Genomic DNA, 13,901 nt, shown 5'->3' with positions numbered 1-13,901 from the left:
TGGGCGCCGTTTCCAGGGGAGGTGTCGGACCCTATCGAGCCACCTCGACGCGGACAAGCGCGCCCCGCACCCGCGCCTGACAGGTCATCAGAACAGTCCCGCAGCCGAGGACAAAGCCCAGATCATCGCGCCGAATCCGGCTAGGAAGATCGCAAGCGCGAGAAAGCCGCGCATGTCTGGCGCTTTGCGGGGACGGGTCATGCGTCCCCTATGCGTTGGTGCGTTACCGCACGCCAGAGCACGCAATCCCGACACCGTACGATTATATTAACCTGCGTCATTCAACGCGGCGGAAATGGAGCTTATCCACCAGACGTCGGGATCTGCCGCGTGCCTCCAGGCCGCGGCCGATCGCTTCTTGCACGAAGCCGTGGACCTGATCACGCGCGCCCAATCCTGCGTCGTACGCGATCAGCGCGGCGCCGCCCGGCTGCTGCACGCGGACCGCGTGCGGGTCCATGCCCTGCTGGGACGCTATCAGCGGTTCAAGCATGCGTCGATCTTCGATCCGGTGATCAAGGAAGGCGACACGGCGCGATCCGCGACGGCACGCGCCCTCAAGTGCGAATGTCTCCTCATGGGCGAAACGTTCGGCGCCTATTTCGATCGGTGGCAGCACATCGACGTGTCGGGCGACTGGCAGACCTATCGCGACGAGATGATCGCGATGAGCCAGACGCTGATGCGGCATCTTGAGGTCGAGCATGCGCTTATCGGCACGCTGCTGGCGGCAACAGCCGGCGCGGCGGCCGCGAACGAGGATCAATCGACCGCCTGACGCCCGACCGCGGCGGTCTGTAGGATGCGCTACGTTCGCCGCGAACTCGGCCGCGGCACGAGCTGGTCGAGCGCATCGGCATTGTCGCGTCCCCACGCGTAAAGCAGTTCGACGGGCTCGACGAACCGCCGGCCGAGTTCGGTCAACCGATATTCTACCATCGGTGGAATGGTGCTGCGGACATGGCGGCTCAGCAGTCCGCTCGCTTCCATTTCCCGCACTGTCTGGGTCAGCATCTTCTTGGATATGCCAGGCAGGCTGCGCTGGAGAACGCCTGTGCGCGCGACGCCGCCATGGCGGGCATGGAGCGTGTGCAACACCATGCTGGTCCATTTGGTCGCGAACAGTTCGAGGACGCGGCGCGGCGCGCAATCCTCCCGCCATTCGTCGTCGTGCGTTCCGGGCGACATGCGGTTACCTCCTGGTGCCTGGGCCCCCAAATGGTGCCGTCTAGAAGCGCCGCACGCCGATGCCTAGGTCCGCCGCGACAAGGAGATGCTCATGACGAAGACGGCTTTGGTGGTTGGCGCGAGCGGGATCGTCGGTGGCGCGACCGCCACGCTGCTGGCGGATCGCGGCTGGAAGGTACTGGGACTGGCCCGCCGTCCCGGAACCCAGCCCGGCATGCGGCCCATCGCCGCCGACCTGCAGGATCGGGCGGCGACCGCGACCGCGCTCCGCAACGTGGATGCGGACGCGGTCTTCATCACCACCTGGCTGCGGCAGGACAGCGAGGCCGAAAACATCCGCGTCAATGCCGCGATGGTCCGCAACCTGCTCGACGCCCTGCCCCCGCGCACGCGACCGCGCCACGTCGCGCTGGTCACCGGCCTGAAGCATTACCTCGGGCCGTTCGAGGCCTATGGCAAAGGCAGTCTGCCGCAGACGCCGTTCCGCGAGGAACAGGGGCGGCTCGACGTGGAGAATTTCTATTACGCGCAGGAGGATGCGCTGTTCGCCGCGGCGCAGCGCGACGGCTTTACCTGGTCCGTCCATCGGCCGCACACCGTGATCGGCCTCGCGGTCGGCAACGCCATGAACATGGGCACGACGCTCGCCACCTATGCGACCCTCTGTCGCGAGACCGGGCGCCCCTTCACCTTCCCCGGTTCGGCCGTGCAATGGTCGGGACTGACCGACATGACGGACGCCGGCCTGCTCGCGCGCCACCTCCTCTGGGCGACGGAGACGCCAGCAGCGCATGACGAGGCCTTCAACGTCGTAAACGGCGATGTCTTCCGCTGGCAATGGATGTGGGGTCGCATCGCGCAATGGTTCGGGCTGGAGCCGGCGCCGTTCGACGGCGTCGTTCGACCGCTGGAGCAGCAGATGGCGGACGATGCCGGTACGTGGCGCGAGATCGCCGTGCGGGAGGGGCTTGCCGAACCGGAGCTCGCACGCCTCGCCTCCCCCTGGCATACCGACGCAGACCTAGGCCGGCCGATCGAGGTGGTCACGGACATGTCCAAGAGCCGTCGCCTCGGCTTCACCGACTATCAGCCGACCGATGACGCCTTTTTCGCGCTCTTCGAGCGATTGCGGGCCGGCCGTCTGATTCCGTGACGGGCGGGCGGCATCGGCCGCCGGACAGCAGGGTCCGATCCGCTTGTGTGCAAGCGCTGCCGGCCCTCACCGCCACTCTCCAAGGTTGCCGGATCAAACCTTAACGGACGACGATCCCGCCGTTCTTCATGACGAATCGTACGGTCCGGACCGCGGCGATGTCGCGGCTCGGGTCGCCGGCGACGGCGACCAGATCGGCTATCATGCCGGGCTTCACGGTGCCGAGGCGGTCGCCGACGCGCAGCCAGCGGGCGTTACCGGATGTTGCCGCGATCAGCACCTCGGCCGCGGGCATGCCGGCCGCGGCCATCAGCACCATCTCGCGCGCGTTCGTGCCATGCGCATAGACGCCGACGTCTCCGCCCATGCAGATCGGCACGCCGGCGGCGCGTGCGAGGCGAAAGCTGTCCCGCGCGGCGCGCACCGCCGCGGGGGCTGGCTCCGATCCGGTCCAGCCGCGATAGCGCGCGCTCGCATCGGCCGCCGCGAGGGTCGGACACAGCGCGATGCCCTTTGCCGCCATGGATGCAAATACGGCGGGCGTGCCGCCATAGCCATGCTCGATCGTATCGACCCCCGCCGCGATCGCGCGGCGCATGCCCTCCGCGGTCGCGGCATGGACCGCGACCGGACGTCCCGCATCGTGCGCCGCGGCCACCGCCGCCCGGATTTCGTCGAGGTTCAGCGTCGCACGTGAGTCCTCGCCCGCTCGCCAGCGATAGTCGGCATAGAGCTTCACCCAATCCGCGCCGGCCGCGATCTGACGACGCACTGCCGCGACCATCTGCTCCGCGCCCGACACCTCCTCCGCGCCCTGGGGGATGGCCACGCCGGGTTCGAAACCCTTGGGCCCATAAGCGCCCAGCGCCACGATTGCGCGGGTCGCGACATGCAGCCGCGGACCTTCGACGATCCCCTGGTCGATCGCTGCCTTCAGCCCGACATCGGCATAGCCCGCGCCTTCGGTGCCGAGATCGCGCTCGCTGGTGAAGCCGGCGCGCAACGTCGCGCGCGCGCTGGCAACCGCACGCGCGGTGCGCAGCGCGAGCGGTTCGTGGAGGACCTGATCGTCCCAGCTCGCCTCGTCATAGGGGTGGAGGAAGAGATGCCCATGGCCTTCGATCATGCCGGGCATGAGCGTATCGCCGGCGAGGTCGACGATCTGTGCGCCCGCCGGAACGGCAAGGGCGGCCCCGACCGCGACGATCCTGTCACCCCGCACCAGCACCTGCCAGCCGGCATGCACTTGGCCATCCACACCGTCGAACACGCCCGCCGGCCGCAGCAGGAAGGTCGCGGGCACGGGCTCCTCGGCGGGCAGCGTCGCACCCCCCAGCAGCAACGCCGCCACGACCGTCAGCCAGCGCTTGGTCATCGTCCCCTCCCCGTTATAGACCAAGGACATGGATAGGCTTCTTCCGCGCGCACGCAATCCGCTGATCCTCACCATGCTGCTGGCGACCGCGGCAGCTGCGCCGCCGGATGCCGAAATGGCACGCTGGCGGGCGGAGGCCGGACGGGTGACGATCACGCGCGACGACTGGGGTATTCCCCACATCCATGGCCGCAGCGATTCCGACGCTGTCTTCGGCATGTCCTATGCCCAGGCGGAAGACGATTTCGCGCGGGTCGAGGCCAATTACCTGACCGCGCTCGGCCGCACCGCGGAAGCGGACGGCGAGGAGGCGATCTGGGCGGACCTGCGCCAGCGGCTGTTCGTCGATCCGGACGACCTGCGCGCACGCTATGCGACCAGCCCCGGCTGGCTGCGCGCGCTGATGCAAGCCTGGGCGGACGGCCTCAACTATTATCTCGCGACGCATCCCGGGACGAAGCCGCGCGTGCTGACGCGGTTCGAACCGTGGATGGCGCTAAGCTTCACCGAGGGCAGCATCGGCGGCGACATCGAACGGATTTCGCTCGCCGACCTCAAGACCTTTTACGGACAACCGACTCCGCCCAGCCCGGAAGAGCTCGGCATGGTCCCGCGCGAGCCATCGGGCTCGAACGGCATCGCCATCGCGCCCCGGCTGACCCGCGACGGCCATGCCCTGTTGCTGATCAATCCGCATACCAGCTTCTATTTCCGGTCCGAAGCGCAGGTGACTAGCGATGCCGGCCTGAACGCCTACGGCGCCAGCACCTGGGGGCAGTTCTTCGTCTACCAGGGGTTCAATGCGCATGCCGGCTGGATGCACACCTCGTCCACCGTCGACAACGTCGACCAGTTCGCCGAGCGCGTGATCCGCCGGTCGAACGGCTGGGCCTACCGTCATGGCGGAGCGCTGCGTCCGGTGACGGCGGCCAAGGTCACGCTGCGCTATCGCAGCGCCGACGGCAGCCTGGGCGAACGCCGCTTCGACACGTGGCGCACGCATCACGGCCCGATCGTGGCGGCGAAGGACGGTCGCTGGATCGCGATCGCGTTGATGTGGCGGCCCGTACCCGCGCTGGAGCAGAGCTGGCTGCGCACGAAGACGGCCAATCTCGCCGATTTCCTGCGCGTCTCGGAGCGAAAGGCCAATTCCTCGAACGACACGCTCTTTGCCGACGACCGCGGCGAGATCGCCTTTCTGATGCCGCAGTTCATGCCGGTGCGCGACCCGCGGTTCGACTATACGCGCCCCGTCGACGGCAGCGATCCCGCGACCGACTGGCGTGGCCTGCACAGCCTCGCCAGCCTGCCCAGCGTCGCCAATCCGCGCGTCGGCTGGGTGCACAACACCAACGACTGGCCCTGGAGCGCCGCCGGACCCGACAGTCCGAAGGCGAAGGATTATCCCCGTTATATGGACCAGATCGGCGGCAACGCGCGCGGCGAGCACGCCGACCTGCTGCTTACGGGCAAGCGCGGCTGGACGCCGGCCGGTTTGCGCGATGCCGCCTACGATCCCTATCTGCCTGCGTTCGTGCGGCTCGTGCCAGGCCTGGTCGACGCATGGCGAGCGCTGCCGCCGGGCGATCCGCGCCGTCGGGCGCTCGCCGAGCCGATCGCGACGCTCTCGAACTGGGATTATCGCTGGGCCGGACCTTCGATCGCGACCAGCCTCGCGGTCTTTTGGGGCGACGAACTATGGCGGGAGGTCGGCAGCTTCGCCCAGGCCGAGCGCGTCAACGTGCCGGACTATATCGCGACCCGCGTCGACGCGCGGACCAGACTCGCCGCGCTGGATGCGGCGGTTGCACGCCTTACGCGTGATTTCGGCACATGGCGGACGCCCTGGCAGACGATCAACCGGTTCCAGCGCCTCGACGATGCAATCCAGCCGCATTTCGATGACGCTCGCCCGTCGCTGCCGGTCCCCTTCACCTCTGCCCAATGGGGCAGCCTTGCGTCGTTCGGCGCAAGGACGTGGCCAGGGACGAAACGCTATTACGGCACCAGCGGCAACAGCTTCGTCGCCGTCGTCGAGTTCGGCCCCCGCGTCCGCGCCAGCGCGGTGATGGCGGGCGGACAGAGCGGCGATCCCGGCTCCCCGCATTTCGCCGACCAGATCGCCCGCTACGCGTCAGGGCAGTTGCGCCAGATCTATTTCTATCCGGACGAGCTCACCGGGCATATCGAGCGCCGCTACCGTCCCGGCGAGTAGCGCGCGACCTCGCCAAAGCGGGAAGAAGCGCGCCGCCGCGGCAGCGTCGTCAGCGACGGGCCGGGTCGCTTTTCGCGCGCTCGGCAGCGAAGGGCTCCGTGGCGTTCCAGACCGGCCATTGCGAGCTGCCCGCAATCTCCCTTCCGAGCGCATAGGCGACGCTGCCCTCCTGCGCCGCGCCGGTCATGTCCCAGCGCGGATTGAAGGCGTCGCAGGTCTGGTGGTAGCATTGGGCATTGTACCGCGCCCGCTCGCGCTCGCCCGCCGCCAGCCCTCCGTTGACCAGATCGCGTCCGGCGCGGAAGTAGACACCCGGCACACCCTTCACCGCGAACGCATAATGGTCGGAGCGGTAATACCAGCCCGCCTCGGTATTCTCCTCCGGGACGATCCGCAGTCCCTGCGCCGCCGCGACCCGCGTCAGCTCGGCCTCCAGCGGGGTGCGGCCGACACCGATCAGCTCCAGATCGCGTGTCCGGCCGAGGACGACGTGCGGATCGAGGTTGAACTGCGCCGCGGTGGTATCCAGCGGCAGGGCGGGATGGTCGGCATACCAGGTCGCGCCGAGCAGCCCCTTTTCCTCGGCGGTCCATAGCGCGAACACGACCGACCGCCGCCGACGCGGCGCCCGCGCGTAATTGCGCGCGATCTCGAGCAAGGTCGCGGTGCCCGTACCGTTGTCGACGGCGCCGTTGCGGATACGGTCTGCCGGCGGATCGAAGGCGTTCTCGCCATAAGCGTCCCAGTGCGCGCCATAGAGGATACTGCCGGCCGCCGGATCGGTACCGGGAAGGATGCCGACGATATTGTGGCTGACGGCGCGATCGAGGCTGGTGCGCACGGTGCCGGAAAGCGCGACGCCCTTCAACTCGACGCCGCGGAAGGCGGCGGACTGCGCGGCCCGTTTCGCCTGCGCATAATCCAGTCCGGCGGTACGGAGCATGGCGACGCCGATGTCGTTGCGCAGCGTGCCGCGGATCCCGAACGCGGGCGGTATCGTCCCCGTGTCGAGCGCATAGCCCGGCACGGCGTCGCCATTGGCGAGCTGCAGCCAGGGATAGCTGGACGGGAAGGTATCGTGGATCTGGAAGAAAGCGATGGCGCCGCGCTTCTGCGCCTCCGCGAGCTTTGTGCGCGCAGCCGGGCTCGAGGCGCGCCCGCCGAAGCCCAGATCGCGACCCGCCTCGACATCCGGATCCCCTGCCAGCGCGACCACGACCTTGCCCCGCACGTCGAGGCCGCGATAGGGGTCGTAGCCCAGCCGCGGCTCGACCACGCCATAGCCCACGAAGACGACAGGTGCGCCGGCGAGCGCGCTCGTCCCCACGACGCGCGACGAGGCCGCAATCTCGACCCCGGGATGCAGCGCGCGCGACATACCGTTCAGTGTCAGGTCGAAGCTCGCCGCTTCGCGCGTCCAGCGCAGCAGCGGCACCGTCTGGCGATATCCCGCGTCCCCCCCCGGCTTCAGGCCGAGCTGCGCGAAGCGCTTTTCGAGAAAGGCGAGCGTGATCGGTTCGCCCGCCTGGGTTGGGCCGCGGCCGTGGAAGTCGTCGGCGCTGAGCGTCCGGACATCGGCCTTGATGCGGTCGGGCGACAGGATCGGCGCGCGCGGTTCATTGGGAGCGACGCTCGTCGCGGAAAGGAGCAGAAGCGGAAGCCAGCGGATCATGCCGCCAGCCTGACGCGTCCTGTCCCCGGGCGCAAGCGGCACGCTGCAGGAATGTCGCGGCACGGGAGTGTGTTAGCGGCTTAGGGGTACAAGGGCTACGCCGGGACCGAGCACCCGCCCGGACAGAGCCACATCGGGCGTCCGGATCGTTTCTGGTGCCCCCGAGAGGACTCGAACCTCCGACCTGCGGTTTAGGAAACCGTCGCTCTATCCGGCTGAGCTACGGGGGCAACGTCGCCGTTCCTAGGTTTGTGGCCCGCGCGGGTCAATCGCGGCTGTTGCTGTCGGACGAGCGACGTCAGTTCGCGGTCTCGGGAGGGATCACCGGGAACGGCAGCGGCATGACAGCCACGCCGTCGTCGATCAGCGCCTTGGCCTCACCTGCGGACGCCTGGCCGTGTATGGTCGCGTGCGGTTCGTCGCCATCATGCATCGCGCGGGCGCGATCGGCAAAATCGGCGCCGACCCAGGTCGAGGTGGACAGCAGCTGCGCCTGCGCCTGCGCGAGGTCGCGCAACAGCCCCTTTACCGCTTCGGCGCCGCGCGCGGCGGGCTCGGGACGGCTGTTCATCTTAGCGGGTATGTTGGGCGCCATGACCGCCTTGTCGACCGCCACATCGCCACAGAGGGGGCACGCAACCTGCCCCGCCGCTCGCTGGTCCGCGTAGGCGTCGCTGGATCCGAACCAGGCCTCGAACACATGCCCAGAAGCGCATCGAAGATCGAAAACGATCATGCGCGCGAGGGCCGCGGAATGGGGCGACGATGCGCCAGCACCGGGATGCGCGATCGCGCCTCGACGACAGGGGCGGTGTCGATCTCCGCGAAGCCCAGTCCGGGTGCCTCCCCCATATCGAGCATGATCTCGCCCCACGGGTCGACGACCAGCGAATGCCCGTAGGTCGCGCGACCGTCGGCGTGCGTTCCCGTCTGCGCCGCGGCGACGACGAAACATGCATTCTCGACGGCGCGCGCGCGCAGCAGGACATGCCAATGCGCCGCGCCGGTCGGCCGCGTGAACGCGGCGGGCACGGCCAGCACATCGGCTCCCGCTTCCGCCATGGCCGCATAGAGGGCGCCGAAGCGCAGGTCGTAGCAGATGCTCGGCCCGAGCGGGCCGACCGGCGTGTCGACGACGAGCGTTCGCTCGCCCGCCGCGTAACTGGCCGATTCGCGCCAGCTTTCACCGGTCGGGAGATCCACGTCGAACAGATGCATCTTGTCGTAATGCGCGCGGATGGCACCCGTGGCGTCGATCACGAAGCCCCTGTTGGCCAGTCGTCCATCGGGCCGCCTGATCGCCAGCGAGCCGAGATGGACCCATATCCCATGCTGCCGGGCGGCAGACCGGACCGCGGCGAGCACCGAATCATCCCCCTCGCCCCGGATCGAACGCGCCGCGCGCTCCCGATCGCGATCGACGAGGCCGGACATTTCGGGTGTGAAGATCATCCCCGCGCCGCCGGCCGCCGCCGCCTCGATGGCGTCGATCAGCATGCCCGCATTCGCAGCGGGATCGATCCCGCTCGTCATCTGGCAAAGCGCGATGCGCACCAATCCCTCAGCCCGCAAGCAGCGGATCGAGTCCCCCCCGCCCGTCGAGCGCGGCGAGATCGTCGGAGCCACCGATATGCGCGCCATCGATGAAGATCTGCGGCACCGTCGTGCGGCCGTTCGCGCGATCGATCATCTCGGCGCGCTTCGGCCCGCCCAGGGTGATGTCATATTCGACCGGCTCGACGCCCTTGTTTGCGAGCAGGCGCAACGCACGGCTGCAATAGGGACAGTATGCCTTGGTGTAGATCTCGACCTTCGCCATGGGTGAGAGGTGTGGACTGGATGGGCAGTTGTCAATCGTCGGTTTCGGGCAGAACCCGCGCCCAGCACAGGATGGTGACCGATCGTGCCCCCCTCGCCAGCAGGATCCGCGTGCACGCATCGGTCGTCGCACCGCTCGTATAGACGTCGTCCACCAGCCCGATCGCCCGTCCCGCGACGCGGGCCCCGTCTGGCACCGCGAAGGCGCCGCGCACGGTCCTCGCCCGCTCCCGGCCGCCGAGGTCGCGGAGGGGCGGCGTCGCCCGCGTTCGCGCCAGGGCAAGCGGATCGTGCGGGATCCCGGTCCGCCGCGCGAGCGCGGCGCCGATCAGCGCAGCCTGATTGTATCCCCGGCCCCACAGCCGCCACCGATGCAGCGGCACTGGTACGAGGAGGTCCATCCCATCCGGCACGATCGGCGCCATGCGTGCCGCCATCGTCGCCGCGATACCGATCCGTCCACCGTATTTCAGACGCAGCGCCATCGCGCGGGCGACCGGTCCATAACCGACGGCCGCGCGAATGCCGGCATGGACGGGCGGCGACGCAACGCATGCGGCGCAGTGCGCGTCCCCTCCCCGGTCGTATGCGAAGGGCCGGTTGCATGCCGCGCACCAGGGCGGTGCCAGCAACCGCAGTCCCGACCAGCATGTGGCGCAGAAGCGGTGATCCGCCTCCACCGGCACGGCGCATCCCGGGCAACGCGGCGGCAGCGCGAGCGCGAGCGCCGCGCCGGCCCACCGTGCTGCGATCGCGCGTATGACCGACATAGCCGCTTGTCGCCCGCGCCCGATGTCGGCACAAGCCGCCGTCGTGACCGCCACCGACATTTTCGATCGCGCCGCCCGCCGGCGCCGCCGCGACCGCGCCGCAGCGGGTGAACCCACCGCACATGCCTTTCTCCGCGATGCGATGGTCGAAGGATTGCTGGAGCGGCTGGACGCCGTGAAGCGTCCGTTCGCGGAAGCCCTCGATATCGGCGCGAGCGACCGCTCGATGATCGTGCCCGGTGCCCGCATGGCGCGGCTGGATCCCGGTTTCGGATTCGCCCGCGCGACCGGCGGTCTGCAGGCGGACGAGGATCGCCTGCCGTTCGCCGACGGAAGCTTCGACTGCGTGGTGAGCGCCGGCGTCCTCGATCAGGTCAACGATCTGCCGGGCGCGCTGACACTGATCCGCCGCGCCTTGCGGCCGGACGGCCTGTTCGTCGGCGCGTTTCTCGGCGCCGGCAGCCTGCCAGCGTTGCGGGCCGCGATGCGTGCCGCCGATGGCGATCGGCCTGCGGCGCGTCTGCACCCGCAGATCGACGTCCGCTCGGCCGGCGATCTGCTGGTACGCGCCGGATTCACGCTACCGGTCGCAGATGTCGAAACGCTGGACGTGCGCTACGCGAACTTCGGGCGCCTGCTCGACGATCTGCGTGGCATGGCGGCGACCAACCTGCTCGCCAACCGCAGCCCGCTTTCGCGCGGCGCTCTGGCGCGAGCCGGCGCCGCCTTCGCCGACGCGGCGGGGCCGGACGGCCGCACGACCGAACGCTTCTCGATCATCTTCCTGACGGGCTGGGCGCCGGACGAATCCCAGCCTCGCCCGGCCCGGCGCGGCAGCGCTACCGCCTCGCTCGCGCAGGCGCTGCGCGGCACGCGCGACTAGGCGCCTAGCGGATCATCCCGCCGGAGTCCCGGGCGAGCAGACGTCCCATCGCCTCGAACAGCGCGTCCATCGCCACGGGCTTGAACAGAACCTCGTCTGCCCCGGCCTCGAGGCAGCGCTCGCGCAGGTCCAGCGCCGTATCGGCGGTGATGACGACGATCGGCACCACGGCCCGCTCGTCCTCGCGCGCGCGGATGTGGCGGATCGCGGTGATGCCGTCCATGCCCGGCATGCGAAGGTCGACCAGCAACATGTCGTAGGGCTGGACCGCCAGTTTCGCGAGCCCTTCCTCCGCGCTTTCCGCCTCGTCCATCGTCGCACCCGCCACGTCCAGCATATCGCGTACGACGCGGCGATTCATCCGGTCGTCTTCGATGAAGAGGACGTTCATGGCCGTTTTTCAGGCCCGCTGGGCGTCACCGACGAAGGCATATTCGCGCGTCTACGCCTCATGCTGCCTTGGAGACAAGCGGCAGATCGCCGGATGTGAAAAGTTGTGCAACCAAGGCCATCCCGCTGATCGGCTTGGCAATTACTGACACACCATTTGCCTTCAAAAGAATATCCGGCGGCGCGAGCAATGCAAGGGGCCGGTCGCCGGCCGCAAGCCGGAGCCGCTCGAGATTTGCCGCCATGACGTCAGCCTCCCCCAGCACGGATATGTCGACCAGCAGGCGCGCGACGGGCCCCGCCGCCAGTCGTTCGAGAGCTTCGTCGACGCTCGCCGCCATGGCTACGTCGGCCACGTGCGGCGCGACGATCGATCGCAACATGGCGCGCGAAATCGGTCCCCGGTCCACCACCAGCATCGCGGCCGGACCGTGGTGGATCGCAGCGGCGTCCGCGTCCTCCGCCGGCGTCAGCGGGAGATCGAGCATGAAGCGGGATCCGACGCCCGGCTCGCTCTCCACCGACACGTCACCCCGCATGGCGCGGGCGAGGTTCCGGCAGATGGCAAGGCCAAGCCCCGTCCCGCCGAAGCGGCGCGTCGTGCTCGTGTCCGCCTGTTGGAAAGATTCGAAAATCCGGTCGCGCTTGTCGGCCGCGATGCCGATTCCGGTGTCCGCCACGACGATGCGGAGGCGATCGCCGACAGCGGCGGCATGAAGCGATATGCGTCCATCAGCGGTGAACTTCAGCGCGTTGGACATGAGGTTGAACACGATCTGACGCACCCGTGCGGCGTCGCCGATGATCCGGCCGGGCGCGTCGCCCAAGTCACGGTCGAATGCGATCCCCTTAGCGCGCGCCTGTTCTTCCCACATGCGGCTCGCCTCGATCAGCATCGCGGCGAGATCGAACGGCACGGCCTCGATGGTCAGGTTGCCGGTCTCCATCTTCGCCACGTCGAGAATATCGTCGACCAGCGCGCGCATCGTCGTGCCCGCGCCATGAACCACCGCGACCCGCTCGCGCACATGACCCGGCAATGCCGGATCGGCGAGCATGACCTGCGTCATGCCGAGAATGCCGTTGAGCGGCGTACGGATTTCGTGGCTGGTGGTGGCCAGGAACTCCGTCTTGGCGGCCAGTGCCTTGCCCAGCGCACGGTTGCTCCGGGCAAGGTCGGCCGCGGCGGCGCGCGCCTGGTTGCGGCTGCGCCGGATGGTGAACAGGCCGATCGCAAGCATCGCGATCAGAAGCGCGGTGGCAGCGGCGGCCCCGATGAAGATCGTCTGCTGCGTCCGCGCACGGGCCTGAGCGAAAGCGACGTTCCGCCGCGCTTCGTCGCGCTGGAGATTGGCGATCCGCAGTTCCTGGTTCGCAAAATCGAAGCGTGCCGCCATCAGCGCGGCATTCGTGGATCGCGCCAGGTCGGTCGCTTCGTCGTCGAGCCGCTTGAGCGCGCTCAGGTGGGCAAGCGCACGGTCGTCGCGCCCCACGGCGCGATAGACGTCATAGCCGGTCTTCAACGCTGGCCGGTCGAGGACGGTCGTCCGCGAGAGATCCTGCCCCGCGAAGCGTTGCTCGATCAACCGCTCGGCCGCCGAAGGATCGCCTCGTTGCAAGGCGGCCTGTGCCGCCAGTGCCTCGAGCGAGTCGAGCAAGGAACGGAAGGCCGCGGCTTCCGGCCGTTTGGCGAGTCGCAGGCCCTCGTCGATATTGCGCTGTGCCCCCGCCACATTGCCGGCCGCAAGCTGTGTCTCGGCGATATTGCCCAGCACCGTCGCGCGCAGCATCGGGCTCTGCATCGAGTCGGCCAGGTTCAAGGCTTCGCGAAACTGCTGCTCCGCCTCGCGGTAGCGCCGCAGCTCGCGCAGGGCATTGCCGCGGTTGTTGTAGATGGACAGCAACAGGTTCGGGTCGGCCTTGTAGGCCGCGATAGCCTGATCGTAATATTTCAGCGCATTGTTGAAGTCTCGCGCGCTGCTGTAGAGCGCGCCGATGGATTGAAGCGCCTTGGACTGGCTGCGCACTTCGCCAAGCGTGACGAACAACGCATGGGCCTGCTGATAATCGACGAGCGCTTTGGCGACATTCGCTTCGGCTGTGTTGATCCAACCGTCGGAAAGGAGGAGGTCGGCCTGAAGCTTCGACTTTGGCGAAAGGCGCGTTGCAATCGCCAACGCCTGGGCGATGAGCGGCTTAGCGGCAGTTCCCTTGTTCAGCCGCAATAGAGCTTCGCCGCGAAGCCACAGGGCTGTGGCTCGCATGATTTCCCGTGGCGACGACGGCGGCCGCGTATCTGCAAAGCGTTCCGCGTCTTTCGCCTTGTCGATTGCGACGTTGGGGTCGGCGAGCATGGCAGCTCTGGCTTCCGCGATCAGTTCGTCGAAATGCTCCGACGACGCCGCTGCCGCGACGGGCTGCGCGGCGAACAGGGTCG

General features: G+C 68.6%; 13 protein-coding genes and 1 tRNA gene. 4 read left to right on the top strand and 10 right to left on the bottom strand.

Annotated elements, in window-relative coordinates:
- The first annotated feature begins 358 nt into the window (after positions 1–358).
- Entirely contained in the window at positions 359–778 is a 420-nt protein-coding gene (locus tag RF701_RS02895) for a hypothetical protein (protein WP_308814030.1), read from the top strand.
- Positions 779–807: 29 nt separating this feature from the next.
- Here the strand turns inward: RF701_RS02895 and RF701_RS02890 are convergent, their stop codons facing one another.
- Complete coding sequence (locus tag RF701_RS02890) at positions 808–1,188, bottom strand: helix-turn-helix domain-containing protein (RefSeq protein ID WP_210358851.1); 381 nt, start codon at positions 1,186–1,188, stop codon at positions 808–810.
- A 91-nt stretch (positions 1,189–1,279) separates the two neighbouring features.
- Here RF701_RS02890 and RF701_RS02885 point away from each other — a divergent pair, with 91 nt between their 5' ends.
- Entirely contained in the window at positions 1,280–2,341 is a 1,062-nt protein-coding gene (locus RF701_RS02885) for an SDR family oxidoreductase (RefSeq protein WP_308814029.1), read from the top strand.
- A gap of 100 nt (positions 2,342–2,441) precedes the next feature.
- Here the strand turns inward: RF701_RS02885 and RF701_RS02880 are convergent, their stop codons facing one another.
- Positions 2,442–3,716 carry an amidohydrolase family protein gene (locus RF701_RS02880; protein ID WP_308815602.1) on the bottom strand — a complete coding sequence of 425 codons (1,275 nt, stop codon included), beginning with the start codon at positions 3,714–3,716 and terminating at the stop codon, positions 2,442–2,444.
- 28 nt (positions 3,717–3,744) lie between these two features.
- Here RF701_RS02880 and RF701_RS02875 point away from each other — a divergent pair, with 28 nt between their 5' ends.
- Complete coding sequence (locus tag RF701_RS02875; protein ID WP_308814028.1) at positions 3,745–5,931, top strand: penicillin acylase family protein; 2,187 nt, start codon at positions 3,745–3,747, stop codon at positions 5,929–5,931.
- 49 nt (positions 5,932–5,980) lie between these two features.
- Here the strand turns inward: RF701_RS02875 and RF701_RS02870 are convergent, their stop codons facing one another.
- The 6 genes from RF701_RS02870 to RF701_RS02845 all read right to left on the bottom strand — a co-directional run bounded on the left by RF701_RS02870 (position 5,981) and on the right by RF701_RS02845 (position 10,191).
- Positions 5,981–7,603 (bottom strand): M28 family peptidase, encoded by a 1,623-nt coding sequence (locus tag RF701_RS02870; RefSeq protein WP_308814027.1) that lies wholly within the window; start codon positions 7,601–7,603, stop codon positions 5,981–5,983.
- Positions 7,604–7,756: 153 nt separating this feature from the next.
- Positions 7,757–7,833: transfer RNA gene (locus tag RF701_RS02865), tRNA-Arg, on the bottom strand.
- A gap of 68 nt (positions 7,834–7,901) precedes the next feature.
- Complete coding sequence (locus RF701_RS02860) at positions 7,902–8,339, bottom strand: DUF1178 family protein (RefSeq protein ID WP_308814026.1); 438 nt, start codon at positions 8,337–8,339, stop codon at positions 7,902–7,904.
- Complete coding sequence (locus RF701_RS02855; protein WP_308814025.1) at positions 8,336–9,157, bottom strand: carbon-nitrogen hydrolase family protein; 822 nt, start codon at positions 9,155–9,157, stop codon at positions 8,336–8,338. Before RF701_RS02855 ends, RF701_RS02860 begins: the two co-directional genes overlap by 4 nt.
- A gap of 7 nt (positions 9,158–9,164) precedes the next feature.
- Positions 9,165–9,422, bottom strand: coding sequence for a glutaredoxin 3 (grxC, locus tag RF701_RS02850; protein WP_308814024.1), 258 nt, complete (start codon positions 9,420–9,422; stop codon positions 9,165–9,167).
- 31 nt (positions 9,423–9,453) lie between these two features.
- Complete coding sequence (locus RF701_RS02845) at positions 9,454–10,191, bottom strand: ComF family protein (RefSeq protein WP_308814023.1); 738 nt, start codon at positions 10,189–10,191, stop codon at positions 9,454–9,456.
- A 22-nt stretch (positions 10,192–10,213) separates the two neighbouring features.
- Between RF701_RS02845 and RF701_RS02840 the strand changes: the two genes are divergently transcribed.
- Positions 10,214–11,074, top strand: a complete 861-nt coding sequence (locus tag RF701_RS02840) for a class I SAM-dependent methyltransferase (RefSeq protein ID WP_210358843.1) — start codon at positions 10,214–10,216, stop codon at positions 11,072–11,074.
- Between the two features lie 4 nt (positions 11,075–11,078).
- Here RF701_RS02840 and RF701_RS02835 read toward each other — a convergent pair whose 3' ends face one another.
- The gene (locus RF701_RS02835) at positions 11,079–11,465 is read right to left on the bottom strand and encodes a response regulator (protein WP_203309853.1); all 387 of its coding nucleotides are present in this window, start codon (positions 11,463–11,465) and stop codon (positions 11,079–11,081) included.
- 58 nt (positions 11,466–11,523) lie between these two features.
- Complete coding sequence (locus RF701_RS02830) at positions 11,524–13,818, bottom strand: ATP-binding protein (protein WP_308814022.1); 2,295 nt, start codon at positions 13,816–13,818, stop codon at positions 11,524–11,526.
- Positions 13,819–13,901: the final 83 nt, after the last annotated feature.

The sequence above is a fragment of the Sphingomonas sp. GV3 genome (assembly GCF_031082075.1).
In the GTDB taxonomy this organism is placed as follows: Bacteria; Pseudomonadota; Alphaproteobacteria; order Sphingomonadales; family Sphingomonadaceae; genus Sphingomonas; species Sphingomonas beigongshangi.
The sequence above is the reverse complement of the archived record's forward strand: the minus strand, read 5'-3'. Positions and strand labels throughout refer to the sequence as shown.

Excerpts from the sequence above, each read along its gene's own strand:
- RF701_RS02890 (WP_210358851.1), bottom strand. The coding sequence starts at position 1,188 with ATGTCGCCCGGAACGCACGACGACGAATGGCGGGAGGATTGCGCGCCG.
- RF701_RS02885 (WP_308814029.1), top strand. The coding sequence starts at position 1,280 with ATGACGAAGACGGCTTTGGTGGTTGGCGCGAGCGGGATCGTCGGTGGC.
- RF701_RS02880 (WP_308815602.1), bottom strand. The coding sequence starts at position 3,716 with ATGACCAAGCGCTGGCTGACGGTCGTGGCGGCGTTGCTGCTGGGGGGT.
- RF701_RS02875 (WP_308814028.1), top strand. The coding sequence starts at position 3,745 with ATGGATAGGCTTCTTCCGCGCGCACGCAATCCGCTGATCCTCACCATG.
- RF701_RS02870 (WP_308814027.1), bottom strand. The coding sequence starts at position 7,603 with ATGATCCGCTGGCTTCCGCTTCTGCTCCTTTCCGCGACGAGCGTCGCT.
- RF701_RS02860 (WP_308814026.1), bottom strand. The coding sequence starts at position 8,339 with ATGATCGTTTTCGATCTTCGATGCGCTTCTGGGCATGTGTTCGAGGCC.
- grxC (WP_308814024.1), bottom strand. The coding sequence starts at position 9,422 with ATGGCGAAGGTCGAGATCTACACCAAGGCATACTGTCCCTATTGCAGC.
- RF701_RS02845 (WP_308814023.1), bottom strand. The coding sequence starts at position 10,191 with ATGTCGGTCATACGCGCGATCGCAGCACGGTGGGCCGGCGCGGCGCTC.
- RF701_RS02840 (WP_210358843.1), top strand. The coding sequence starts at position 10,214 with ATGTCGGCACAAGCCGCCGTCGTGACCGCCACCGACATTTTCGATCGC.
- RF701_RS02835 (WP_203309853.1), bottom strand. The coding sequence starts at position 11,465 with ATGAACGTCCTCTTCATCGAAGACGACCGGATGAATCGCCGCGTCGTA.
- RF701_RS02830 (WP_308814022.1), bottom strand. The coding sequence starts at position 13,818 with ATGCTCGCCGACCCCAACGTCGCAATCGACAAGGCGAAAGACGCGGAA.